At 71.2% G+C, this 18,326-nt stretch carries 17 protein-coding genes; 2 read left to right on the top strand and 15 right to left on the bottom strand.

Annotated features, from left to right (window positions below; genetic code table 11):
• Nucleotides 1–71 precede the first annotated feature (71 nt).
• From ACFSZT_RS08290 to ACFSZT_RS08280, 3 genes are all read right to left on the bottom strand, one after another.
• Nucleotides 72–1,385: a citrate synthase gene (locus ACFSZT_RS08290; protein WP_377388570.1), complete on the bottom strand. Its 1,314-nt coding sequence runs from the start codon at nucleotides 1,383–1,385 to the stop codon at nucleotides 72–74.
• A gap of 247 nt (nucleotides 1,386–1,632) precedes the next feature.
• Nucleotides 1,633–2,553, bottom strand: coding sequence for a carbohydrate kinase family protein (locus tag ACFSZT_RS08285; RefSeq protein WP_377388568.1), 921 nt, complete (start codon nucleotides 2,551–2,553; stop codon nucleotides 1,633–1,635).
• A 62-nt stretch (nucleotides 2,554–2,615) separates the two neighbouring features.
• Nucleotides 2,616–3,221, bottom strand: a complete 606-nt coding sequence (locus ACFSZT_RS08280) for a TetR/AcrR family transcriptional regulator (protein ID WP_377388566.1) — start codon at nucleotides 3,219–3,221, stop codon at nucleotides 2,616–2,618.
• Nucleotides 3,222–3,311: 90 nt separating this feature from the next.
• On the opposite strand from ACFSZT_RS08280, the gene ACFSZT_RS08275 reads away from it, so the two are divergent.
• The gene (locus tag ACFSZT_RS08275; RefSeq protein WP_377388564.1) at nucleotides 3,312–4,457 is read left to right on the top strand and encodes an acyl-CoA dehydrogenase family protein; all 1,146 of its coding nucleotides are present in this window, start codon (nucleotides 3,312–3,314) and stop codon (nucleotides 4,455–4,457) included.
• 45 nt (nucleotides 4,458–4,502) lie between these two features.
• Here ACFSZT_RS08275 and ACFSZT_RS08270 read toward each other — a convergent pair whose 3' ends face one another.
• The 11 genes from ACFSZT_RS08270 to ACFSZT_RS08220 form a co-directional block, all read right to left on the bottom strand.
• The gene (locus ACFSZT_RS08270; protein ID WP_377388562.1) at nucleotides 4,503–5,714 is read right to left on the bottom strand and encodes an amidohydrolase; all 1,212 of its coding nucleotides are present in this window, start codon (nucleotides 5,712–5,714) and stop codon (nucleotides 4,503–4,505) included.
• A 6-nt stretch (nucleotides 5,715–5,720) separates the two neighbouring features.
• On the bottom strand, nucleotides 5,721–6,638 hold the full coding sequence (locus tag ACFSZT_RS08265) for an aldose 1-epimerase family protein (RefSeq protein ID WP_377388560.1): 918 nt from the start codon (nucleotides 6,636–6,638) through the stop codon (nucleotides 5,721–5,723).
• A 27-nt stretch (nucleotides 6,639–6,665) separates the two neighbouring features.
• Complete coding sequence (locus tag ACFSZT_RS08260) at nucleotides 6,666–8,048, bottom strand: APC family permease (protein ID WP_377388558.1); 1,383 nt, start codon at nucleotides 8,046–8,048, stop codon at nucleotides 6,666–6,668.
• A gap of 55 nt (nucleotides 8,049–8,103) precedes the next feature.
• A complete protein-coding gene (locus ACFSZT_RS08255; RefSeq protein ID WP_377388556.1) occupies nucleotides 8,104–9,390 on the bottom strand; it encodes an MFS transporter in 1,287 nt (428 codons plus the stop codon).
• A gap of 100 nt (nucleotides 9,391–9,490) precedes the next feature.
• Entirely contained in the window at nucleotides 9,491–10,183 is a 693-nt protein-coding gene (gene pdxH / locus ACFSZT_RS08250) for a pyridoxamine 5'-phosphate oxidase (RefSeq protein WP_377388554.1), read from the bottom strand.
• 111 nt (nucleotides 10,184–10,294) lie between these two features.
• Nucleotides 10,295–11,032, bottom strand: a complete 738-nt coding sequence (locus ACFSZT_RS08245) for an urease accessory protein UreD (protein WP_377388552.1) — start codon at nucleotides 11,030–11,032, stop codon at nucleotides 10,295–10,297.
• Nucleotides 11,029–11,763 (bottom strand): urease accessory protein UreG, encoded by a 735-nt coding sequence (ureG, locus tag ACFSZT_RS08240; protein WP_377388550.1) that lies wholly within the window; start codon nucleotides 11,761–11,763, stop codon nucleotides 11,029–11,031. Before ureG ends, ACFSZT_RS08245 begins: the two co-directional genes overlap by 4 nt.
• Nucleotides 11,753–12,439 carry an urease accessory protein UreF gene (locus ACFSZT_RS08235; protein ID WP_377388548.1) on the bottom strand — a complete coding sequence of 229 codons (687 nt, stop codon included), beginning with the start codon at nucleotides 12,437–12,439 and terminating at the stop codon, nucleotides 11,753–11,755. The genes ureG and ACFSZT_RS08235 overlap by 11 nt, the downstream gene beginning before the upstream one ends.
• The gene (locus ACFSZT_RS08230; protein ID WP_377388546.1) at nucleotides 12,439–14,154 is read right to left on the bottom strand and encodes an urease subunit alpha; all 1,716 of its coding nucleotides are present in this window, start codon (nucleotides 14,152–14,154) and stop codon (nucleotides 12,439–12,441) included. The genes ACFSZT_RS08235 and ACFSZT_RS08230 overlap by 1 nt, the downstream gene beginning before the upstream one ends.
• Before the next feature lie 144 nt (nucleotides 14,155–14,298).
• Nucleotides 14,299–14,595, bottom strand: a complete 297-nt coding sequence (locus ACFSZT_RS08225) for an urease subunit beta (RefSeq protein ID WP_377388544.1) — start codon at nucleotides 14,593–14,595, stop codon at nucleotides 14,299–14,301.
• A 38-nt stretch (nucleotides 14,596–14,633) separates the two neighbouring features.
• On the bottom strand, nucleotides 14,634–14,936 hold the full coding sequence (locus tag ACFSZT_RS08220; protein WP_377388542.1) for an urease subunit gamma: 303 nt from the start codon (nucleotides 14,934–14,936) through the stop codon (nucleotides 14,634–14,636).
• A gap of 247 nt (nucleotides 14,937–15,183) precedes the next feature.
• Here ACFSZT_RS08220 and ACFSZT_RS08215 point away from each other — a divergent pair, with 247 nt between their 5' ends.
• Complete coding sequence (locus ACFSZT_RS08215; RefSeq protein WP_377388540.1) at nucleotides 15,184–16,335, top strand: citrate synthase 2; 1,152 nt, start codon at nucleotides 15,184–15,186, stop codon at nucleotides 16,333–16,335.
• Nucleotides 16,336–16,548: 213 nt separating this feature from the next.
• Here the strand turns inward: ACFSZT_RS08215 and ACFSZT_RS08210 are convergent, their stop codons facing one another.
• Complete coding sequence (locus ACFSZT_RS08210) at nucleotides 16,549–18,258, bottom strand: SDR family oxidoreductase (protein WP_377388538.1); 1,710 nt, start codon at nucleotides 18,256–18,258, stop codon at nucleotides 16,549–16,551.
• Nucleotides 18,259–18,326 lie beyond the last annotated feature (68 nt).

Genomic DNA, 18,326 nt, shown 5'->3' with positions numbered 1-18,326 from the left:
GGCCCCGACGCGACGAAGGCCACCGTCCCGGTCGGGGACGATGGCCTGTCGTCGCGGACTATCGCGGTGAGTCAGCGCTCCGAGATCGGCTTGTAGTCGCGCTGCTTCTCGCCGGTGTAGATCTGCCGCGGACGGCCGATCTTCGTCTGCGGGTCCGAGATCATCTCCCGCCAGTGCGCGATCCACCCGGGCAGGCGACCCAGCGCGAACAGCACGGTGAAGTACTTGGTCGGGAAACCCATCGCCCGGTAGATCAGGCCGGTGTAGAAGTCGACGTTCGGGTACAGCTTGCGCTCGACGAAGTAGTCGTCCGAGAGCGCCCGCTCCTCCAGCCGCTTCGCGATGTCGAGCAGCTCGTCGCCACCGGCGATCTTGGACAGGATCTCGTCCGCCGTCTGCTTGATGATCTTCGCGCGTGGGTCGTAGTTCTTGTAGACCCGGTGCCCGAAGCCCATCAGGCGGACACCCTTCTCCTTGTTCTTGACCCGCTCGACGAACTTGTCGACGTCGCCGCCGTCGGCCTTGATGCCCTCCAGCATCTCCAGCACGGCGCTGTTCGCGCCGCCGTGCAGCGGGCCGAACAGGGCCATGATTCCCGCCGAGATACTCGCGAAGAGGTTCGCCTCCGAGGAGCCGACGAGCCGCACGGTCGACGTGGAGCAGTTCTGCTCGTGGTCGGCGTGCAGGATGAACAGCAGGTCCAGGGCCTTGGCCATGGTCGGGTCGATCTCGTACGGCTCGGCGGGCAGGCCGAACGTCATGCGGAGGAAGTTCTCCACGAGACCGAGCGAGTTGTCCGGGTAGAGGAACGGCTGCCCGATCGACTTCTTGTAGGCGTAGGCCGCGATCGTGGGGACCTTCGCCAGCAGCCGGATGGTGGACAGCTCGACGTTCGACTGGTCGAACGGGTCGAGCGAGTCCTGGTAGAACGTGGACAGCGCCGAGACGGCACTGGACAGCACCGGCATCGGGTGAGCGTCACGAGGGAAGCCGTCGAAGAAACGCTTGAGGTCCTCGTGCAGCAGCGTGTGCCGGTTGATCTTCGAGGTGAACTCCTCGAGCTGCGTCTTGGTGGGCAGCTCGCCGTAGATCAGCAGGTAGGAGACCTCGAGGAAGGTCGAATGCTGAGCAAGCTGCTCGATCGGGTAACCCCGGTAGCGCAGCACACCCTGATCGCCATCGATGTAGGTGATGGCGGAGGACGCGGCCCCGGTGTTGACGAAGCCGGGGTCGTAGGTGATGTAGCCGGTCTGAGCCAGCAGCTTCCCGAGCTCGATGCCGGGGGCGCCCTCGACGGCGCGGACGACCTTCAACTCGTGCTCGCCATTGGGAAGGCGGAGCACGACGTTCTCGCCCCCGGACTGCGCCGCAGTCGCGTCGGACATGCACATGCCTCTCACGGTCACACGGGCCGGTGGTGACCGCAGGTTGCGCTGGTCACCGCGTACGTACGCGAGAAGCCCTTGAGCCTCGTCGCACACCGCCCCGCTGGGGTATGAATGCCTCCTTACGCTAGTCCAGAAGGGCCCTTGTTCGCAGCCGTGGTGTTACCCACAGCTATTCGTTTGCGATCAGGTTCACACGCTCCCAGCGGTATCCGTAACCGAGCAGGTGACGCAGCCCTCACCACGGTTACCGGAACCGGGCGAGCTCCTCGGCCGTGGGCGGCTCGGCGCCGCTGCGCGACACGGTCACGGCGGCCGCCCGGGCGGCGTAGCCGAGCGCCTGCTGCCAATCCGCGGGCTCCAGCTGCGGCAGGTCGCGCACGTCCTGCTGCACCAGCCACGCCAGCAGGGCACCCTGCACGGTGTCGCCGGCACCGATCGTGTCGACGACGTCCACCTCGACCGTGGGACCGCTCGCGACCTCGCCGTCGGCCGTCAGCACGGACAGCCCGTCGCCGCCCTTCGTCACCACGACGGCCTGGACGCCCGCGTCGAGCCAGGCCCTGGCCGCGTCCTCCACCGGGGCCCCCTCGGCCAGCCATCCGGCGTCGTCCACCGACACCTTGAGCAGCCGGACGCTGGGTAGCCACGAGCGGAACCGGGCACGGTAGGCAGCCGGGTCCGGGATCATGTCCGCGCGGATATTCGGATCGAGGGCGGTGAGCACGCCGCGCCCGGCCTCCCGGTGCAGCAGGGTTTCGTAGACGCCCGCGCCGGGCTCCAGCACCATGCCGAGCGTGCCGAGCGACAGCGCCCGGGTGCCCTCCGGCAGTGGCCCGGGGTCGGTGACGAGCCGGTCGGCGGTGCCCTCGGTGTAGAAGCTGTACTCGGCACTGCCCTGCTCGTCGAGCGCCACGACGGCGAGCGTCGTCGGCTCGGGTCCGCGCTGCACCAGCGAGGTGTCCACAGTGGATGCCTTGAGCCGGTCGACAAGCGCCTGGCCGAACCGGTCGGTCGAGATGCGCGACAGAAACGCCGTCGGCACACCGAGCCGGGCCGCTGCGAGCGCCACATTGTACGGTCCACCACCGAGCCGGGGAGCCAGCAAGTCCATACCGGACTCCGCGGGAACGAGATCGACGAGAGCTTCGCCACCGGAGACAATCACGCCGCGATGCTACTCGCCCACGCCCCGCCGGGGCCGCCTCGCGGCGCCTCCACGGGGCCCGCTCAACGAGCCGCTTCGCGGCGCTGGAGCCCTCCCAGAAGGAGATCCGACAGCGCAGCGAAGGCCTCGGCGTCGGAGACACCGGTGCGCCCGCGGACCACACCGGTCTGGATCGCCCCGATGAGCACCGCGGCCAGCTCGGCGACGAGGGAGGCGTGCACGTCCCGGAAGATCCCGTCGGCGGCGCCCTTGGCGATGAACGTCCGGATCCGCTCGGCGGCCGCCTGCGAGTTGAGCTCGTAGGCCGCCCGGGCGGGTTCGAAGGCGGCGATGTCGGCCATGAACCGCTCGGAGGCTCGTTTGAGCTCCTCCGCCACGCCGGCCAGGTACGTCTCGATCATGGCCCGGGCGTCGGCGGCGCTCTCCACCCGCTGCTCGATCCGCTCCGCCGCGCCCTTGAAGAAGTGCGCCACGACCTTGACGGCGAGCTGCTCCTTGCTTGACGCCAGCGCGTACAGCGTCGACTTGGAACACCGCAGGCGGGTGGCGAGGTCGTCGAGGGTGAAGTCGAGGAAGCCCTCGGCGAGAAACAGCTCCTCCAGTTCACCGAGCAGGGCGCGCTGCCGCGCGGTGAGCTGCCTGTGGTGCCGAAGCTGGTTCCGAGCCATTCCCTGACCCTATGCGAGTACTCGCGATGCCACTACAGTACTGCTGACAGTATCAGTACACGCCGACGCGGCACGACGACGGAGACACCGATGCCTGCGCAACGCCTGCTGCCCGACACCGAATCCGAGGACCTGCTCGCGCTCGCCCGAGAGCTCGCCCGCGAGGAACTCGCCCCGCTGGCCGCGGAGTACGAGGAGGCCGAGCGCTTCCCCCGGGAGCAGTTCCGGCTGCTCGGCAAGTCCGGCCTGCTCGGCCTGCCCTATCCGGAACGCTGGGGCGGTGGCGACGTGCCGTACGAGGTCTACCTGCAGGTGCTGGAGGAGGTCGCCTCGGCGTGGATGTCGGTGGGCGTGGGGCTCTCCGTGCACACGATGTCGTGCTTCGCGCTGGTCCATCACGGCACGCCGGAGCAGCAGGACCGGTGGCTGCCCGGGATGCTCGGCGGCGACCTGCTCGGCGCCTACGCCCTGTCGGAGCCGCACGCCGGATCCGACGCCGCGGCACTGTCCACTCGCGCCCGCCGGGAGGGCGACGGCTACGTCGTCAACGGCACCAAGGCTTGGATCACCCACGGCGGCCAGGCCGACTTCTACACGACGATGGTGCGCACGTCCGACGACGGCGGCAAGGGCATCAGCTGCCTGCTGGTGGACGGCTCGACACCCGGCCTCTCCGCGGCACCGCCGGAGCGCAAGATGGGCCTCACCGGCTCCACCACGGCGCAGATGATCTTCACCGACGCGCGGGTCGGCGCCGACCGGCTCATCGGCAGCGAAGGCGAGGGCCTCAGGATCGCGTTGGCGTCGCTGGCCTCGGGCAGGCTGGGCATCGCCGCGTGCTCGGTCGGGCTCGCGCAGGCCGCGCTCGACGAGGCAGTGGAGTACGCCAAGGGCCGCACGCAATTCGGCAGGCCCATCATCGACTTTCAGGGCCTGGAGTTCATGCTCGCCGACATGGCGGCCGCCGTGGACTCGGCGCGCGCGACCTACCTCGACGCCGCCCGCAGGCGCGACCGCGGCCTGCCGTTCCAGCGGCAGGCGTCGGTGGCCAAGCTCGTCGCGACCGACGCCGCGATGAAGGTGACCACCGACGCCGTCCAGGTACTGGGTGGTGCCGGCTACACGCGCGACTTCCCCGTCGAGCGGTACATGCGCGAGGCCAAGGTGCCGCAGATCTTCGAGGGCACCAACCAGATCCAGCGCATGGTGATCGCCCGGGAACTGCGCAGGGCGTGAGCGAGAACCGGGCGAGAACGCGGCGTGCGCTCTCGCCCGGCCGGCTCACTCGCGGTAACGCCGGTCCGCGACCACACCCTCGCCGCGACCCTCGTCGAAGTGGTACACCTCGCGGCCACGGACGAACACGCGCATCGCGCGGTTCATGACATCGAGCGGGTCGCCGGACCAGATGACCACGTCGGCGTCCAGACCGGGCTTGAGCGCGCCCACGCGGTCGTCGAGCCCCAGGATCGCCGCGGGGTTGACGGTGAGCGCGCGCAGCGCCGTCTCCGGATCGAGCCCGTCCTTCACCGCCAGGGCGGCCTGGTAGACGAGGAAGTTGATCGGCACCACGGGGTGGTCGGTGGTGATGGCGAGCCGCACGCCGGCGCGGGCGAGGATGCCCGCCGCACGCATCGTCCGGTGCCGCAGCTCGACCTTCGAGCGTGACGTGAACAACGGGCCCAGGATCACCGGGATGTCGCGCTCGGCGAGGAAGTCGGCGATGAGGTGACCCTCGGTGCCGTGGTTGACCACGAGCTTGTAGCCGAACTCCTCGGCCAGCCGCACCGCCGTGACGATGTCGTCGGCGCGGTGGGTGTGCTGGTCCCAGTAGAGCTCGCCGTCGAGGACCTTGCAGAGCGTCTCCAGGGTCAGATCCACGTCGAACGGCTTGCCCTCCGCACGGGCGTGCTGGCGCCGCGCCGCGTAGTTGCGGGCCTCGGTGAACGCCTCGCGCAGCGTCGCCGCGACCCCGAGCCGGGTGGCGGGCGTCTTGTCCTTCTCGCCGTAGACCCGCTTGGGGTTCTCGCCGAGTGCGCTCTTGACGCTCACCGACTCGGCGAAGAGCATGTCGACAACGGTCCGGCCCCACGTCTTGACGCCGACGGTCTGGCCGCCGATCGGGTTGCCGGACCCGGGTTTGACGACCACGCTCGTGACGCCGCCGGAGAGCGCGTCGTCGAAGCCGACCTCGTAGGGGTCGATGCCGTCGATCGCGCGAAAGCGCGCCCCGTTCGGGTCGGTCATCTCGTTGGTGTCGTTGCCGGACCAGCCCTCGCCTTCCTCGTGCACGCCGAGGTGGGCGTGTGCGTCGATGAAGCCGGGCAGGACCCAGGCGCCGGACGCGTCGATGAGCTCGGCTCCATCGGGGATGTCGACGTCCGCGTCCCGGCCCACGGCGACGATCGTGCCGCCGTCCATCAGTACCGTGCCGCCGTCGATCGGATCGCCGTCGACGGGGACCACGTAGCCGCCGGTGATTGCGCTAACCATGGTTTGTCACGCTAACGAACCGCGCACGCGGATTCCCCAGGAACCTCGCCATGTCTCGCCCGGTTCGAGCGTGATGAGGTCGGTGCCCGAATTGAGCGCGTCGGCGGGGCACGTCATCGGCTCGATCGCGATCGCGCGGCCGCGCCCGGTGAGGTCGGACGGGGTGAACACCTGCGCCCAGCGGAAGTCCGGGTCGGTCCACACGTCGAGGGTCGTCTCGCCGTGCTGCAGGAGGACGTGGTGGCGGCCGTCCTCACCGGGCACGAGACCGGTGAACGCGGTGTCCAGGTCGAGGCCGCCGACGATCCGGCCGCCACGCAGGTCGTAGTCGGTGCCCTCGACGTCGCGTTCCTCGCCGAACGGCAGCTGCCTGCTCTCGTCGTAGGGCCGCACGCGGGTGGCGGGCAGCGTGAGGGTGAGCTCGTCGGTCGGCACGTCCCCGATGCGGAAGTACGGGTGCGTGCCGACACCGACGCCGATCGCCTGCTCGCCCTCGTTGCTGACGGTGTGCGTGACGGTGAGCTCGCGCGGGGCGAGATCGTAGACGATGCCGGTCCGCAGCGGCACGGGCCAGCCCGGCTCGCCGTCGATGTCGCAGGCGAGCGTGATCGACGACTCGGCGTGTTCGAGGAGCTGCCACTCCTTGCGTCGCACCAGGCCGTGGATGGCGTTGCCGCGTGCGGGCTCGGTGACCGCCAGCTCCTGCGGCTTTCCGTCGAACGTCCATCGCGCGCCCTTGGTGCGGTTGGGCCACGGGACGAGCACCTGCCCGGCCCCCTTGGGCGGCTCGGCGCCGGCCGCGAACGTCTCGAGGTAGGGCACCCCGCCGACCTCGAACGCCCGCAGGCCCGCGCCGATCTCGGTGACCACCGCGCGTGCGTCGCCGCGCAGGAGCTCGAACTGTTCCCCGGTCGGATTCCCCATGCGGGAGAACCTACTGCGCCGGGCCGGTCACTGCACCGAGGTGTCCGACGGCTCCTCGCGCTGCTGGTGCGTCGCCCGCATGGCGAGCCAGTTGATCGCCCACAGCAGCAGGCCCACGCCGAGCAGGATCAGCGCGACCACGTAGTCGCGTGCGGGGCGTCCCGACAGCGGGCTCGCCAGGTACACACAGAAGATCGCGGCGAGGACCGGGATCACCGTCGGGGCGCGGAAGTGCTGGTGCGACACCGTCTCCCTGCGCAGCACCAGCACCGCGACGTTGACGACCGCGAACACCACGAGCAGCAGCAGCGCGGTGGTGCCGCCGAGCACGCTGATGTCCACAGTAGAGACCAGGACCATCGCCAGGGCGCTGGTGAACACGATCGCCACCCACGGGCTCCGGCGGAACGGGTGCACCGTGCCGAACACCTTCGGGATGATCCGCTCGTCGGCCATGCCGTAGAGAAGCCTGCTGGCCATGAGCATGTTGATGAGGGCGGAGTTGATGACCGCGAACAGGCCGATCGCGGAGAAGATCTCCCTCGGCATGCCCGGCGCGCCGACGTCGATCACCTTGAGCAGCGCGCTGCTCTCGGCGGCCTCCAGTTCGTTCGCGGGCACGAGCAGCGACGAGGTGACCGACACCAGGATGTAGATGGTCGCGGCGACGACCATGCCCCACAGCATCGCCTTCGGGAACACGCGCGCCGGATCCTTGGTCTCCTCGGCCATGTTGACCGAGTCCTCGAAGCCCACCATCGCGAAGAACGCCAGCGACGTCGCCGACGTGATGGCCACGAGCCACGTCTGGTCGGCGGTGTTGAACTCCACGAGCCGTTCGGGTTCGCCGTTGCCGTTGAGCACGGCCCACACACCGACGCCGATGATGATGAGCAGACCGGCGATCTCGATGCAGGTGAGCACCACGTTGGTGGTCACCGACTCGCGCACGCCGCGGAAGTTGATGGCACCGAGCAGGACGATGAACAGAATCGCGACCAGCGGCATCGGCGCGGTGATGAACTCGGCGAGGTAGGTGTCGCCGAACGCGACCGCCGCCGACGACGCCGACGTGATGCCCGAGCACATCACCGCGAAGGCGACCAGGAACGTGAGTATCCGGATCCGGAAGGCGCGGTTGGCGTACAGCGCGGCACCCGCGGCCTTGGGGTACTTGCCGACCAGCTCCAGATAGCTGAACGCCGTCATGAAGGCGACGATGAACGCCAGCAGGAACGGCAGCCACAGCGCGCCACCGACCCGGCCCGCGACCTGGCCGGTGAGCGCGTACACGCCCGTCCCGATGATGTCACCGACGACAAAGAACAACAGCAGCTTCGAGCCCATGACCCGCTTGAGCGCGGGCTGGCCTCCCGGGGTCTGATCCGGTGTCGTTGTCGCGTCCGCCATGCGGGGGAGTGTGCCGCACGCGCCCGGTCAGGCGTGCACGAGGGGCGGATCTACCTCAGTCCGCGGTGGGAGCACGGTATCGCCAGAACGCGGGCAGCAGCACCATCGCCAGCACGACGAGCACGATCACAAGCACACCACCGCCCGTGGCGGCGGCGGCCGTGCCCACGCCGGCGGCCGCCCAGCCGTGGGTGAGGTCGGCGACCCGCGGGCCTCCCGCGACGACCACGGTGAACACGCCCTGCGTGCGCCCGCGCATCTCGTCGGTCGCGGCGGTCTGCAGGATCGCCATCCGGTAAATGGCGCTGACCATGTCGGCGGCGCCCGCGACGGCGAGGCACACCACGGCGAGCCACAGCGAGGACGACAGCCCGAACCCGGCCACCGCGAGCCCCCAGACGCCGATCGCCACGACCACGGCGACGCCCTGCCTGCTCACACGGCTCACCCAGCCCGAGGTGAGCGAGAGCAGCATCGCGCCCGCCGGGATGGCGGCGTACAGCCAGCCGAGCGCGAGGCCGCCGCCCGGCGGGTCACCGAAGGTCCGCTCGGCCATCTCCGGGAACAACGCGCGCGGCATGCCCGCCACCATCGCGATGATGTCGACCACGAACGACGCGAGCAGGATCTTCTGCGTCGCCAGGTACCGGAAGCCGTCGACGACATCGCGCAGCCCCGCCCGGCGCACCTGGCCGGACAGCGGAGGCAGCGGCGGCAGGCGCCACACCGCCCACACCACGACCGCGAGGGCGAGCGTGTCGACGAGGTACAGCGCGGCCAACCCGACCACCGGCAGCAACGCGCCGGCCGCCAGCGGGCCGAACACGGCACCGAACGTGGTCATGGTGCCGGTGAGCGCGGACGCCGAGGGCAGCAGCCGCTCGGGGACGACCCGGGCGACGACGGCCTGCCGGGTCGGCATGTTGACCGCGAAGAACGCCTGGTTGACGGCGAGCAGCCCCAGCACGAGCCAGACCGAGCCGATGTCGAGAAAAGCCTGCGCCCACAGCAGCCCCGCCGTCACGGCGATGCCGATGTTGGTGACGAACAGCAGCTTGCGGCGGTCGACGGTGTCGGCGATCGCGCCGCCCCAGATGCCGAACACGAGCAGCGGGACGAGGCCGAACGCACCGGTCAGCCCGACGTAGCCGGACGATCCGGTGATGTCGTAGACCTGCTTGGGCACGGCGACCGCGGTGAGCTGGCTGCCGACGGCCGTGACGAGCGAGCTGACCCAGAGCCTGCGGAACGCGGGGATCCGCAACGGGCGGCCGTCGACGACGATGGAGCCGAGCACCCTCCGGACGCCCTTGGGTGGCGCCGACCCTGCCCGATCACCCACGAACGGTTAGCTTACGGCAGCTAACGATCCGGGCCGACGCGGACAGGCGGTATCGAGCCGCTCGGCCGGAGACCGGACCGCGCCGGTGTGCGGCAGCGGCTCAGGGTGCGACGCGCTCGACCCGCCAGCCGTCCTCGGTGCAGACGTAGCGCAGCCGGTCGTGCAGGCGGTCCTGCCTGCCCTGCCAGAACTCGACGGTCTCCGGCCGCACGCGCCAGCCACCCCAGTGCGGCGGCACCGGGATCTCCTCGACGTCGGCGAACCGGCGCTCGATGGCCTTCAGTGCGTTGTCGAGCGCGCGCCGGTCGGCCACCGGGCGCGACTGCGGCGACGCCCACGCGCCGAGCTGCGAGCCGCGCGGCCGGGTGGCCCAGTAGGCCGCTGTCTCGGCCGCGCTCACCTTCTCGACCTCGCCGCGCACGGTGACCTGCCGGTGCAGCGGGTACCAGGGGAACGTCACCGAGGCGTACCGCGTCACGGTCAGGTCGTGGCTCTTGGCCGAGGTGTAATTGGTGTAGAACACGATGCCGCGCTCGTCGAGGCCCTTGCAGAGGACCGTGCGCGACGACGGGACGCCGTCGGCGTTGGCGGTCGCGAGGACCATCGCGTTCGGTTCCGGCAGGCCCGCGGCGACGGCCTGGTCGAGCCACAGCTGCAGCTGCTCGGTCCACGTCGGGGCGAGCGACGTCTCGTCGAAGGCCTCGCCGTCGTAGGAGACGCGCATGTTGGGCAGCCGGACCGTCACGTCCGAGCTCGCCGCCACCCCGTTGTCCACCTCACCAAGTTCCGGCATGCCAACCTCCGCCCTTGTGGGGCTTCACCCCGCCTCCACGCGACGTTAGGGCTTGGCACGGCTACGCGAAACCTTTCCCTCCGTGACGGGTGCCACTGGATCGTGCCACCGTCAGCACCACGCCGGATAGTGGCGCCGCGCCTCGTCGAGATCGGAGGCGGCCGTCACCGCGTCGGCAGCGAGCGCCGTGGCGAGGGCGCCGCCCGCGGCGAGGGGCGTCAGCGACCACCACTGCCCCGACGCGGGCTGCACGGCGCCGTCCTCGGCGCCGACGAGCACCTCGGTACCCAGCACCCGGCGGCCGGCGAGATACGCGGGACTGGGGTCCAGCACGGGATCGCCCACGGTCAGCTCCTGCCGCAGCAGCGGCACGCCGGCGCGCGTGACGTGGGTCGCCGTGGTCAGCCTCCCGGGTCGCTCCCCGTCGCGGCCGAGCACGAGCATTTCGCGCGTCCGCAGGCGGGCGCCCGGCTCGAGCACGGCCGTGAGGCTCGCGTGGTGCCGGGCGCGGGAGGTGACGACCGTCGGCTCGGGCAGATACTCCAGCAACCCGCCCTCGGCGATCTCCACGTGCACGGCCGCCGCGCTGGGCTCGCCGTGCTGGCCCGGCAGCGCGAGCGTCGCCGCGACGCCGGAGACGCACAGCCTCGCGCCGGGACCGACCCGCACGGTGATCGTCAGCTCGTCGCCGCCCAGCGGCGCGGTGGCCGAGTTCACCAGATGCACGAACGCCGCCGTGCCACCGCGTTTCGGGAACAGCGTCAACGGCGCCATCGACCGCAGCTCACGCAGCACCGTGCGGCCGGTGGCCGGGTCGAGCTCGGCGGTCAGCCGGGCGTGGGCCTTCAAGCCGCTCTGGCCGGGAGCAGCGAACGCACCCAGTCGGCGACCGCGGGCGCGTTCGGGGTCTCGACCAGCGACTGCGTGATCACCGGCAGCTCGCCGCGCATTCGGTGGGCGTCGGAGGTCATCACGTCCATGTCGGCACCGACGAGGTGGGCGATGTCGATCTTGTTGATGACCAGCAGGTCGGCCGTGGTGACACCGGGGCCGCCCTTGCGCGGCACCTTGTCGCCGCCCGCGACGTCCACCACGAACACCTGGCTGTCCACCAGGCCCCGGCTGAACACGGCGGTCAGGTTGTCGCCGCCACTTTCGATGATGACGAGGTCGAGCCCGGGGAACCGCTCCTCGAGCTGCTCGACGGCATCGAGGTTGGCCGTGATGTCGTCCCGGATCGCCGTGTGCGGGCACGCTCCGGTCTGCACGGCCTCGATGCGGTCCGGGTCGAGCACGCCCGCCTTGCGCAGGAAGTCGGCGTCCTCGGTCGTGTAGATGTCGTTGGTGACCACGGCGAGGTTCAGCTCGGAGCCGAGCGCCCGGCACAACGCGGCGGTCAGCGCGGTCTTGCCGCTGCCGACCGGACCGCCGATGCCGATCCGGTAGGCCCGGCCGTGCTGCGGCTCGGGGTCGTAGTGATCGGGCTCGGCCACGGTGGGATCGAAGTTCACCGGGTGCACGTGGCCGTGTCCGTGGCCGTGTCCGTGGTCATGGCCGTGTCCGTGGTGTTCAGCTGGCAAAGAGACGCACCTCTTCCTTGTGATGCCGCACGTGTGCCTCGGCGAGCAGGTCGAGCGCCGGGGCACCGGGTGCGGGCAGGTCGTGCGGGTCCAGGCCCGCGACGGTGGCGGCGCGCGCGGCGACGTCGTCGAGCGCGCCGGACAGTCTCGCGACGATTCCGTTCACCGCGAGCGGGTCGAGACCGAGCAGCCGCACGGCCGCACTCGCCGGCCCGCTGACCGCGAGGTAGGCCGCGGCGGCGGCAGCGTCGGCAGGCCGGCCGCCGGCGATGCCGGTGACCGCGCCGAGCACCACGGGGTGGTGCGGGCGCGGGGTGATGGCAAGCAGGTCGTCGAGCACCCGCGACGGCCACGCGACCTTCGCCGCGCGTGCCGTGCCCCGGCCTTGCGCGCGGGAGGCCTCCCGCTGCGCGGCGGACGGCGTGCGCGCGTCGAATTCGGCGTCGAGCAGGCCCCAGTGTCCACGGTGGACGCCCCGGGCCGCGGCGTGCGCGGCCGCGGCGGCGAACACCGCGGCCAGCTCGCCCGCCACGCGCAACCGTCCGATGAGGAAGGACGGCAGGTCGGCGAGGCCACCGATGAGCCGGCGGGCCACGGCCTCCTCCAGCCCACCGGAGTGGACATGCCCACCGCCCGGGAACCGGGAGTCGGCCAGGATCAGTGACACGGCGTCCATCAGAACAGGAAATACCGTTGTGCCATGGGCAGTTCGGCCACCGGCTCCGGCTCGATGAGCTCACCGTCGACGCGCACGGCGAAGCTGTCCGGGTCCACGTCGATGCGCGGTGTCGCGTCGTTGAGGAGCATGTCGGCCTTCGTGCGGCCGCGGGTGTTCGCCAGCGGGACAAGCCTGCGCCGCAGCCGGAGCCGGTCGGCCAGGTCCGCGTCGGCGGACTCGGCGACGAAATGGACACTGCTCTCGGCCGCCACGGCGGGCGACGCGCCGAACATGGGCCGTGCCAGATACGGCTGCGGGGTGGGGATGGATGCATTGGCGTCACCCATCGCGCCCCAGGCGATGAACCCGCCCTTGAGCACGACATGCGGGCGGACGCCGAAGAACTTCGGCTCCCACAGCACCAGATCGGCGAGCTTGCCCACCTCCACCGAACCGATCTCCCGCTCGAGTCCGTGCGCGATCGCCGGGTTGATCGTGTACTTCGCGACGTAGCGGCGGGCGCGCAGGTTGTCGGCCGCGCCGTCGCCCGGGAGCGCGCCACGCCTGCGCTTCATGGCGTGCGCCGTCTGCCACGTCCGGATCACGACCTCACCGATACGGCCCATCGCCTGCGAGTCGGATCCGATCATCGAGATCGCGCCGAGGTCGTGGAGCACGTCCTCGGCCGCGATCGTGCTCGGCCGGATGCGGCTCTCCGCGAACGCCAGGTCCTCCGGCACCGACGGGTTGAGGTGGTGGCACACGATGAGCATGTCGAGGTGCTCGTCGACGGTGTTGACCGTGTGCGGGCGCGTCGGGTTGGTGGACGACGGCAGCACGTTGGGCAGCCCGGCCACCGTGATGATGTCCGGCGCGTGTCCGCCACCGGCACCCTCGGTGTGGTAGGCGTTGATCGACCGGCCACCGATCGCGTCGATGGTCGACTCGACGAATCCCGCCTCGTTGAGCGTGTCGGTGTGGATCGCCACCTGCACACCGGATTCGTCGGCCACCGACAGGCACGCGTCGATCGCGGCCGGTGTGGTGCCCCAGTCCTCGTGCAGCTTGAACCCGCCCGCGCCCGCGGCGAGCTGCTCGTGCAGCGCCTCGGTGCGCACCGTATTGCCCTTGCCCAGCAGCAGCACGTTCACCGGCTGGTCGTCCATGGCCTGCAACATCCGGCCCAGGTTCCACGCACCCGGAGTGACCGTGGTGGCCTTGCTGCCCTCGGCCGGGCCGGTGCCGCCTCCGATGAGCGTGGTCAGCCCGGACGCGAGTGCCGTCTCGGTGAGCTGCGGGCAGATGAAGTGGACGTGGCAGTCGATGCCGCCCGCGGTGAGGATCCTGCCGTTGCCCGCGAGCACCTCGGTGGACGGGCCGATCACGAGCGCCGGGTCGACACCGTCCATCGTGTCCGGGTTGCCCGCCTTGCCGATACCGACGATGCGTCCGTCCCGCACCCCGACGTCGGCCTTGACGATGCCCCAGTGGTCGAGGATCACCACGCCCGTGATGACCAGGTCCGGCGCGCCCTCCGCTCGCGTGGCCATCCCCTGGCCCATCGACTCGCGGATCACCTTGCCGCCGCCGAACAGCACCTCGTCCCCGGAGCCCGCGCCCATGCTGCGGTCCTCGGTGACCTCGATGAGGAGGTCGGTGTCGGCGAGCCGGATGCGATCGCCGACGGTCGGGCCGAAGAGCTCGGCGTATCGGTCCCGGTTCAGCTCGCTCATGCGTTCCTCCGTGTCTCGCGGGACACCCGCACCCGGTCGGACCGCACGCTCAGGGCTACGCGACCGTCGATCATGCGTTCCTCCGTGTCTCGCGGGACACCCGCACCCGGTCGGACCGCACGCTCAGGGCTACGCGATCGTCGATCATGCGTTCCTCCGTTGCAGGCCCGGAACCACCCGGCGGCCGGCGAGCGGCACCAGCTCGACCTCCCGCTCGACACCCGGCTCGAAGCGCACGGCCGTGCCCGCGGGGATGTCGAGCCGCTTGCCCTCCGCGGCGGCGCGATCGAAGGCGAGTCCGGCGTTCACCTCGGCGAAGTGGAAGTGCGAGCCCACCTGGACGGGCCGGTCGCCGGTATTGCGCACGAGCAACCGCGTGCGCTCCCGGCCCGGGTTGAGCTCCACCGGATCCGGTGCCGGAATGATCTCTCCTGGTCGCACGGCTCACCTACCGTTTCTGCCGGACAAACGGACCCCGATCACACGATCGGGTCGTGGACGGTGACGAGCTTGGTGCCGTCGGGGAAGGTGGCCTCGATCTGAACGGAGTCGAGCATCTCCGGCACTCCGTCGAGCACTTGCTCGCGGGACAGCACCTCCCGGCCGGACGACATGAGCTCGCTGACGTTGCGACCGTCGCGCGCACCCTCCACCACGTGGTCGGTGATGAGGGCGACCGCCTCCGGGTAGTTGAGCCGCAGACCGCGCTCCAGCCGTCGCCGTGCCACATCGGCGGCGACGTGAACGAGCAGCTTGTCCCGTTCCTGTGGGCTCAGATGCATGGCGACTGTCTATCACCGCGCCCCGGTGCGGACGGCTCCACGAAACACAGGATTTACGTCAAAACGACGTTGCTCACTGAATCGTTCTCGGAACCGTGACCGAAACCACCTGTTCTTTTGATTGATACGCGAGCCCGTGAGGAGGACAGTTTCCTCACTGCACCGTGCGTCGCGGCACCCGTGCGCTCCAGGGGCCTCGCACGGCGGAGGTGACCTGTTGCCAGCGCGCGTCGAAAGGTCCGGACCCGTGAACTCACCGCTCACCGCACAGCCGACTCCCGCCGAGCGACCCGACGACGGCTTCCGCCCCGGCCTGGAAGGCGTGGTCGCCTTCCGCACCGAGATCGCCGAACCCGACCGCGACGGCGGAGCCCTGCGCTACCGCGGCGTCGACATCGAGGACCTCGCGGGCAAGGTCAGCTTCGGCGATGTCTGGGCGCTGCTCGTGGACGGCCGGTTCGGCGACGGCCTGCCGCCCGCCGAGCCGTTCCCCATCCCGGTGCACACCGGCGACGTGCGGGTGGACGTCCAGGCCGCGCTCGCCATGCTCGCCCCGATCTGGGGCTACCGGCCGCTGCTCGACATCTCCGACGCCGAGGCCCGCGACCAGCTGGCTCGGGCGTCGGTGATGGCGCTGTCCTACGTCGCCCAGTCCGCCCGGGACATCGGCGTGCCGGCGGTGCCGCAGTCCCGTGTCGACGAGGCGCGCACCATTCCCGAGCGGTTCATGATCCGCTGGCGGGGCGAGCCCGACCCGGCGCATGTGGCGGCCGTCGACGCCTACTGGGTGTCGGCCGCCGAGCACGGCCTCAACGCCTCCACGTTCACCGCCCGCGTCATCGCCTCCACCGGTGCCGACGTGGCAGCGGCGATGTCGGGTGCCATCGGTGCGATGTCGGGTCCGCTGCACGGCGGCGCGCCCGCGCGGGTGCTGCCGATGATCGAGGAGGTCGAGCGAACCGGCGACGCCAGGACGTACGTGAAGCGGCTGCTCGACCGCAAGGAGCGGCTCATGGGCTTCGGTCACCGGGTGTATCGCGCCGAGGACCCGAGGGCACGCGTGCTGCGCCGCACCTGCCAGGAGCTCGGCGCCGAACGGTACGAGGTCGCCGCCGCGCTGGAGCAGGCGGCGCTGGCCGAGCTGCGCGAGCGCCGCCCGGACCGGGCGATCGAGACCAACGTCGAGTTCTGGGCTGCCGTGATCCTCGACTTCGCACAGGTGCCGCCGCACATGATGCCCGCGATGTTCACCTCGGCGCGGACGGCGGGCTGGGCCGCGCACATCCTCGAGCAGAAGCGCACCGGACGCCTCGTGCGGCCGTCGGCGGCCTACGTCGGCCCGGGCCCGCGCCGGCCCGAGGAGGTGGAGGGCTGGGACTCGGTGCGGCGGCTGCGCTGAGGGCGCGGGCGGTGGGAGCGACGCCCGACGTCCTTCGCGGTGCCGCCGGCTGTCCACATGCGATCGGGTGGCCGGCCGCGAGTGCCCCGGGGCCGTCGAGAGCGAAGCCCTGAGCGCCCGACACGGCGACACGAACGGCAGACACGGCGACACGAACGGCAGACACGGCGACACGAACGGCAGACACGGCGACACGAACGGCAGACACGCGCCCTAGAGGCGGCGGGCGGCGGCCCGGAGCAGGCCAGGAGTCAGCCGCGAGAGGGCCAGCGTCGCCTTCGCCTCGGGAGTGGACGCCACCACCGGGGTGTCTCGTTGCACCGCACGCAGGATGTCGGCGGCGACCTTCTCCGGCGCGAAGTTCCGCCGCGCGATCATCCGGCCCGACCGCTGCCTTCGCTCGTCCTGCTCGCGGGCGCCGGCCCCGGCGAACGTCGTGGTGCTCGCGATCGCGGTGCGCACGAACCCGGGGCAGATGGCGCTCACGCCGATGCCCTGCCGGGCGAACTCCACCCGCAGGCACTCGCTGAGCTGCAGCACCGCGGCCTTTGTCGTCGAGTAGGCGGGCAGCAGGCTGTTGGGCAGGTAGGCCGCCATCGAGGCGACGTTGACGACGTGGCCGCCCTCGCCCCGCTCCACGAGCTGCCTGCCGAAGAGCATGCTGCCGTGGATCACGCCCCACAGGTTGACGTCGATGACCCGCTCCCAGTCGGCCACCGACGTGTCCACAAAGGACCCCGCGACGCCGACGCCCGCGTTGTTCACGACGATGTCGGGCACGCCGTGCTCGGCCGCGACCGAGGCGGCGAACTTCTCCATCGCCTCCGCGTCGCCGACGTCCACTGTGTACCCCGCGGCCACGGCGCCACGCGCGCGGATCTCGCCGGCCGTCCGTTCCCACGCCGCCGGGTCGATGTCGGCGAGCACGACGTCGGCGCCCTCCCCCGCGAACGCGAGCGCCGTGGCCCTGCCGATCCCGCTGCCCGCTCCGGTGACCACCACGAGGTTTCCGGCGAACCGGCCGCCGGGCCGGCGGCCGACCCTCGTCCGGCGCAGCGCGCGCGGCTCGGGGCCGCCCTCGACGTGGTCGACGAGCTCGGCCGCGGCCCGGGCGATGCGGGCGGGCGCCTCGCGCACGACCCAGTGCCCGCCAGCGATCCGGCGCACACGCAGGTCGGGCACCCAGCGCGCGATCTCGGTCTGCAGCGGCGCCGTGACGAACGGGTCCCCGATCGGCGCGAGCACCTGCACCGGCACGTCGGCGTACCGGGCAGCGGGCTCGCCGAGCCGGCTCGGCATGTTGGCGCGGTAGAGGTTCAGCCCGTGCACGGCGTCGGAGATCACCGGCGCGGGCTCGTGCGGCTCCGTCCGCCGGACGACCCTGGCCGCGACGCCGGTGCGCCACGCCAGCTCGGGCAGCCTCGGCAGCTGGAAGAAGCCGATGTAGGTCGAGTGCAGTGCCTGGCGGAGCACCGCCCGCCACCGGCGCGGGCTGCGAAGGCCGCTACGGAACCAGTGCGCGGCGTGGTCCAGACAGGGTCCGGAGATCGACGTGAACGACGCGACCCGCCCGCGCAACCACTCGCCGGTGACCGCGTGCCAGCTCTGGATCGACCCCCAGTCGTGGGCGAGCAGGTGCACCGGCCGCCCGGGCGAAACGTCCTCGGCCACGGCGGCGAGGTCGGCGGCCAGCCGGTCGAGCCGGTATGCGGCCGGATCGGTGGGCTTGTCGGAGGCCCCCGCCCCGCGCACGTCGTAGGTCACCACGCGGAAGCGGCCGGAGAGCTCGGCGACGACGCCGTCCCACAACGAGGAGTTGTCCGGGTAGCCGTGCACGCACACCAGCGTCGGCGCGTCGCCGGGGCCCGTGATGCTGACCGAGAGCCTGACACCGTCGTCGACCGTGACCCACCGCGTGGACATTCGGCCATGCTAGCCAGGCGATCACCGGAAGACTACCCACGAGTAACCTGCGCCGCGCTCGATGCCGC

It is taken from the genome of Prauserella oleivorans (genome assembly GCF_042685745.1).
GTDB lineage: Bacteria > Actinomycetota > Actinomycetes > Mycobacteriales > Pseudonocardiaceae > Prauserella_A > Prauserella_A oleivorans.
This window is presented reverse-complemented; position numbering and strand designations above follow the sequence as displayed.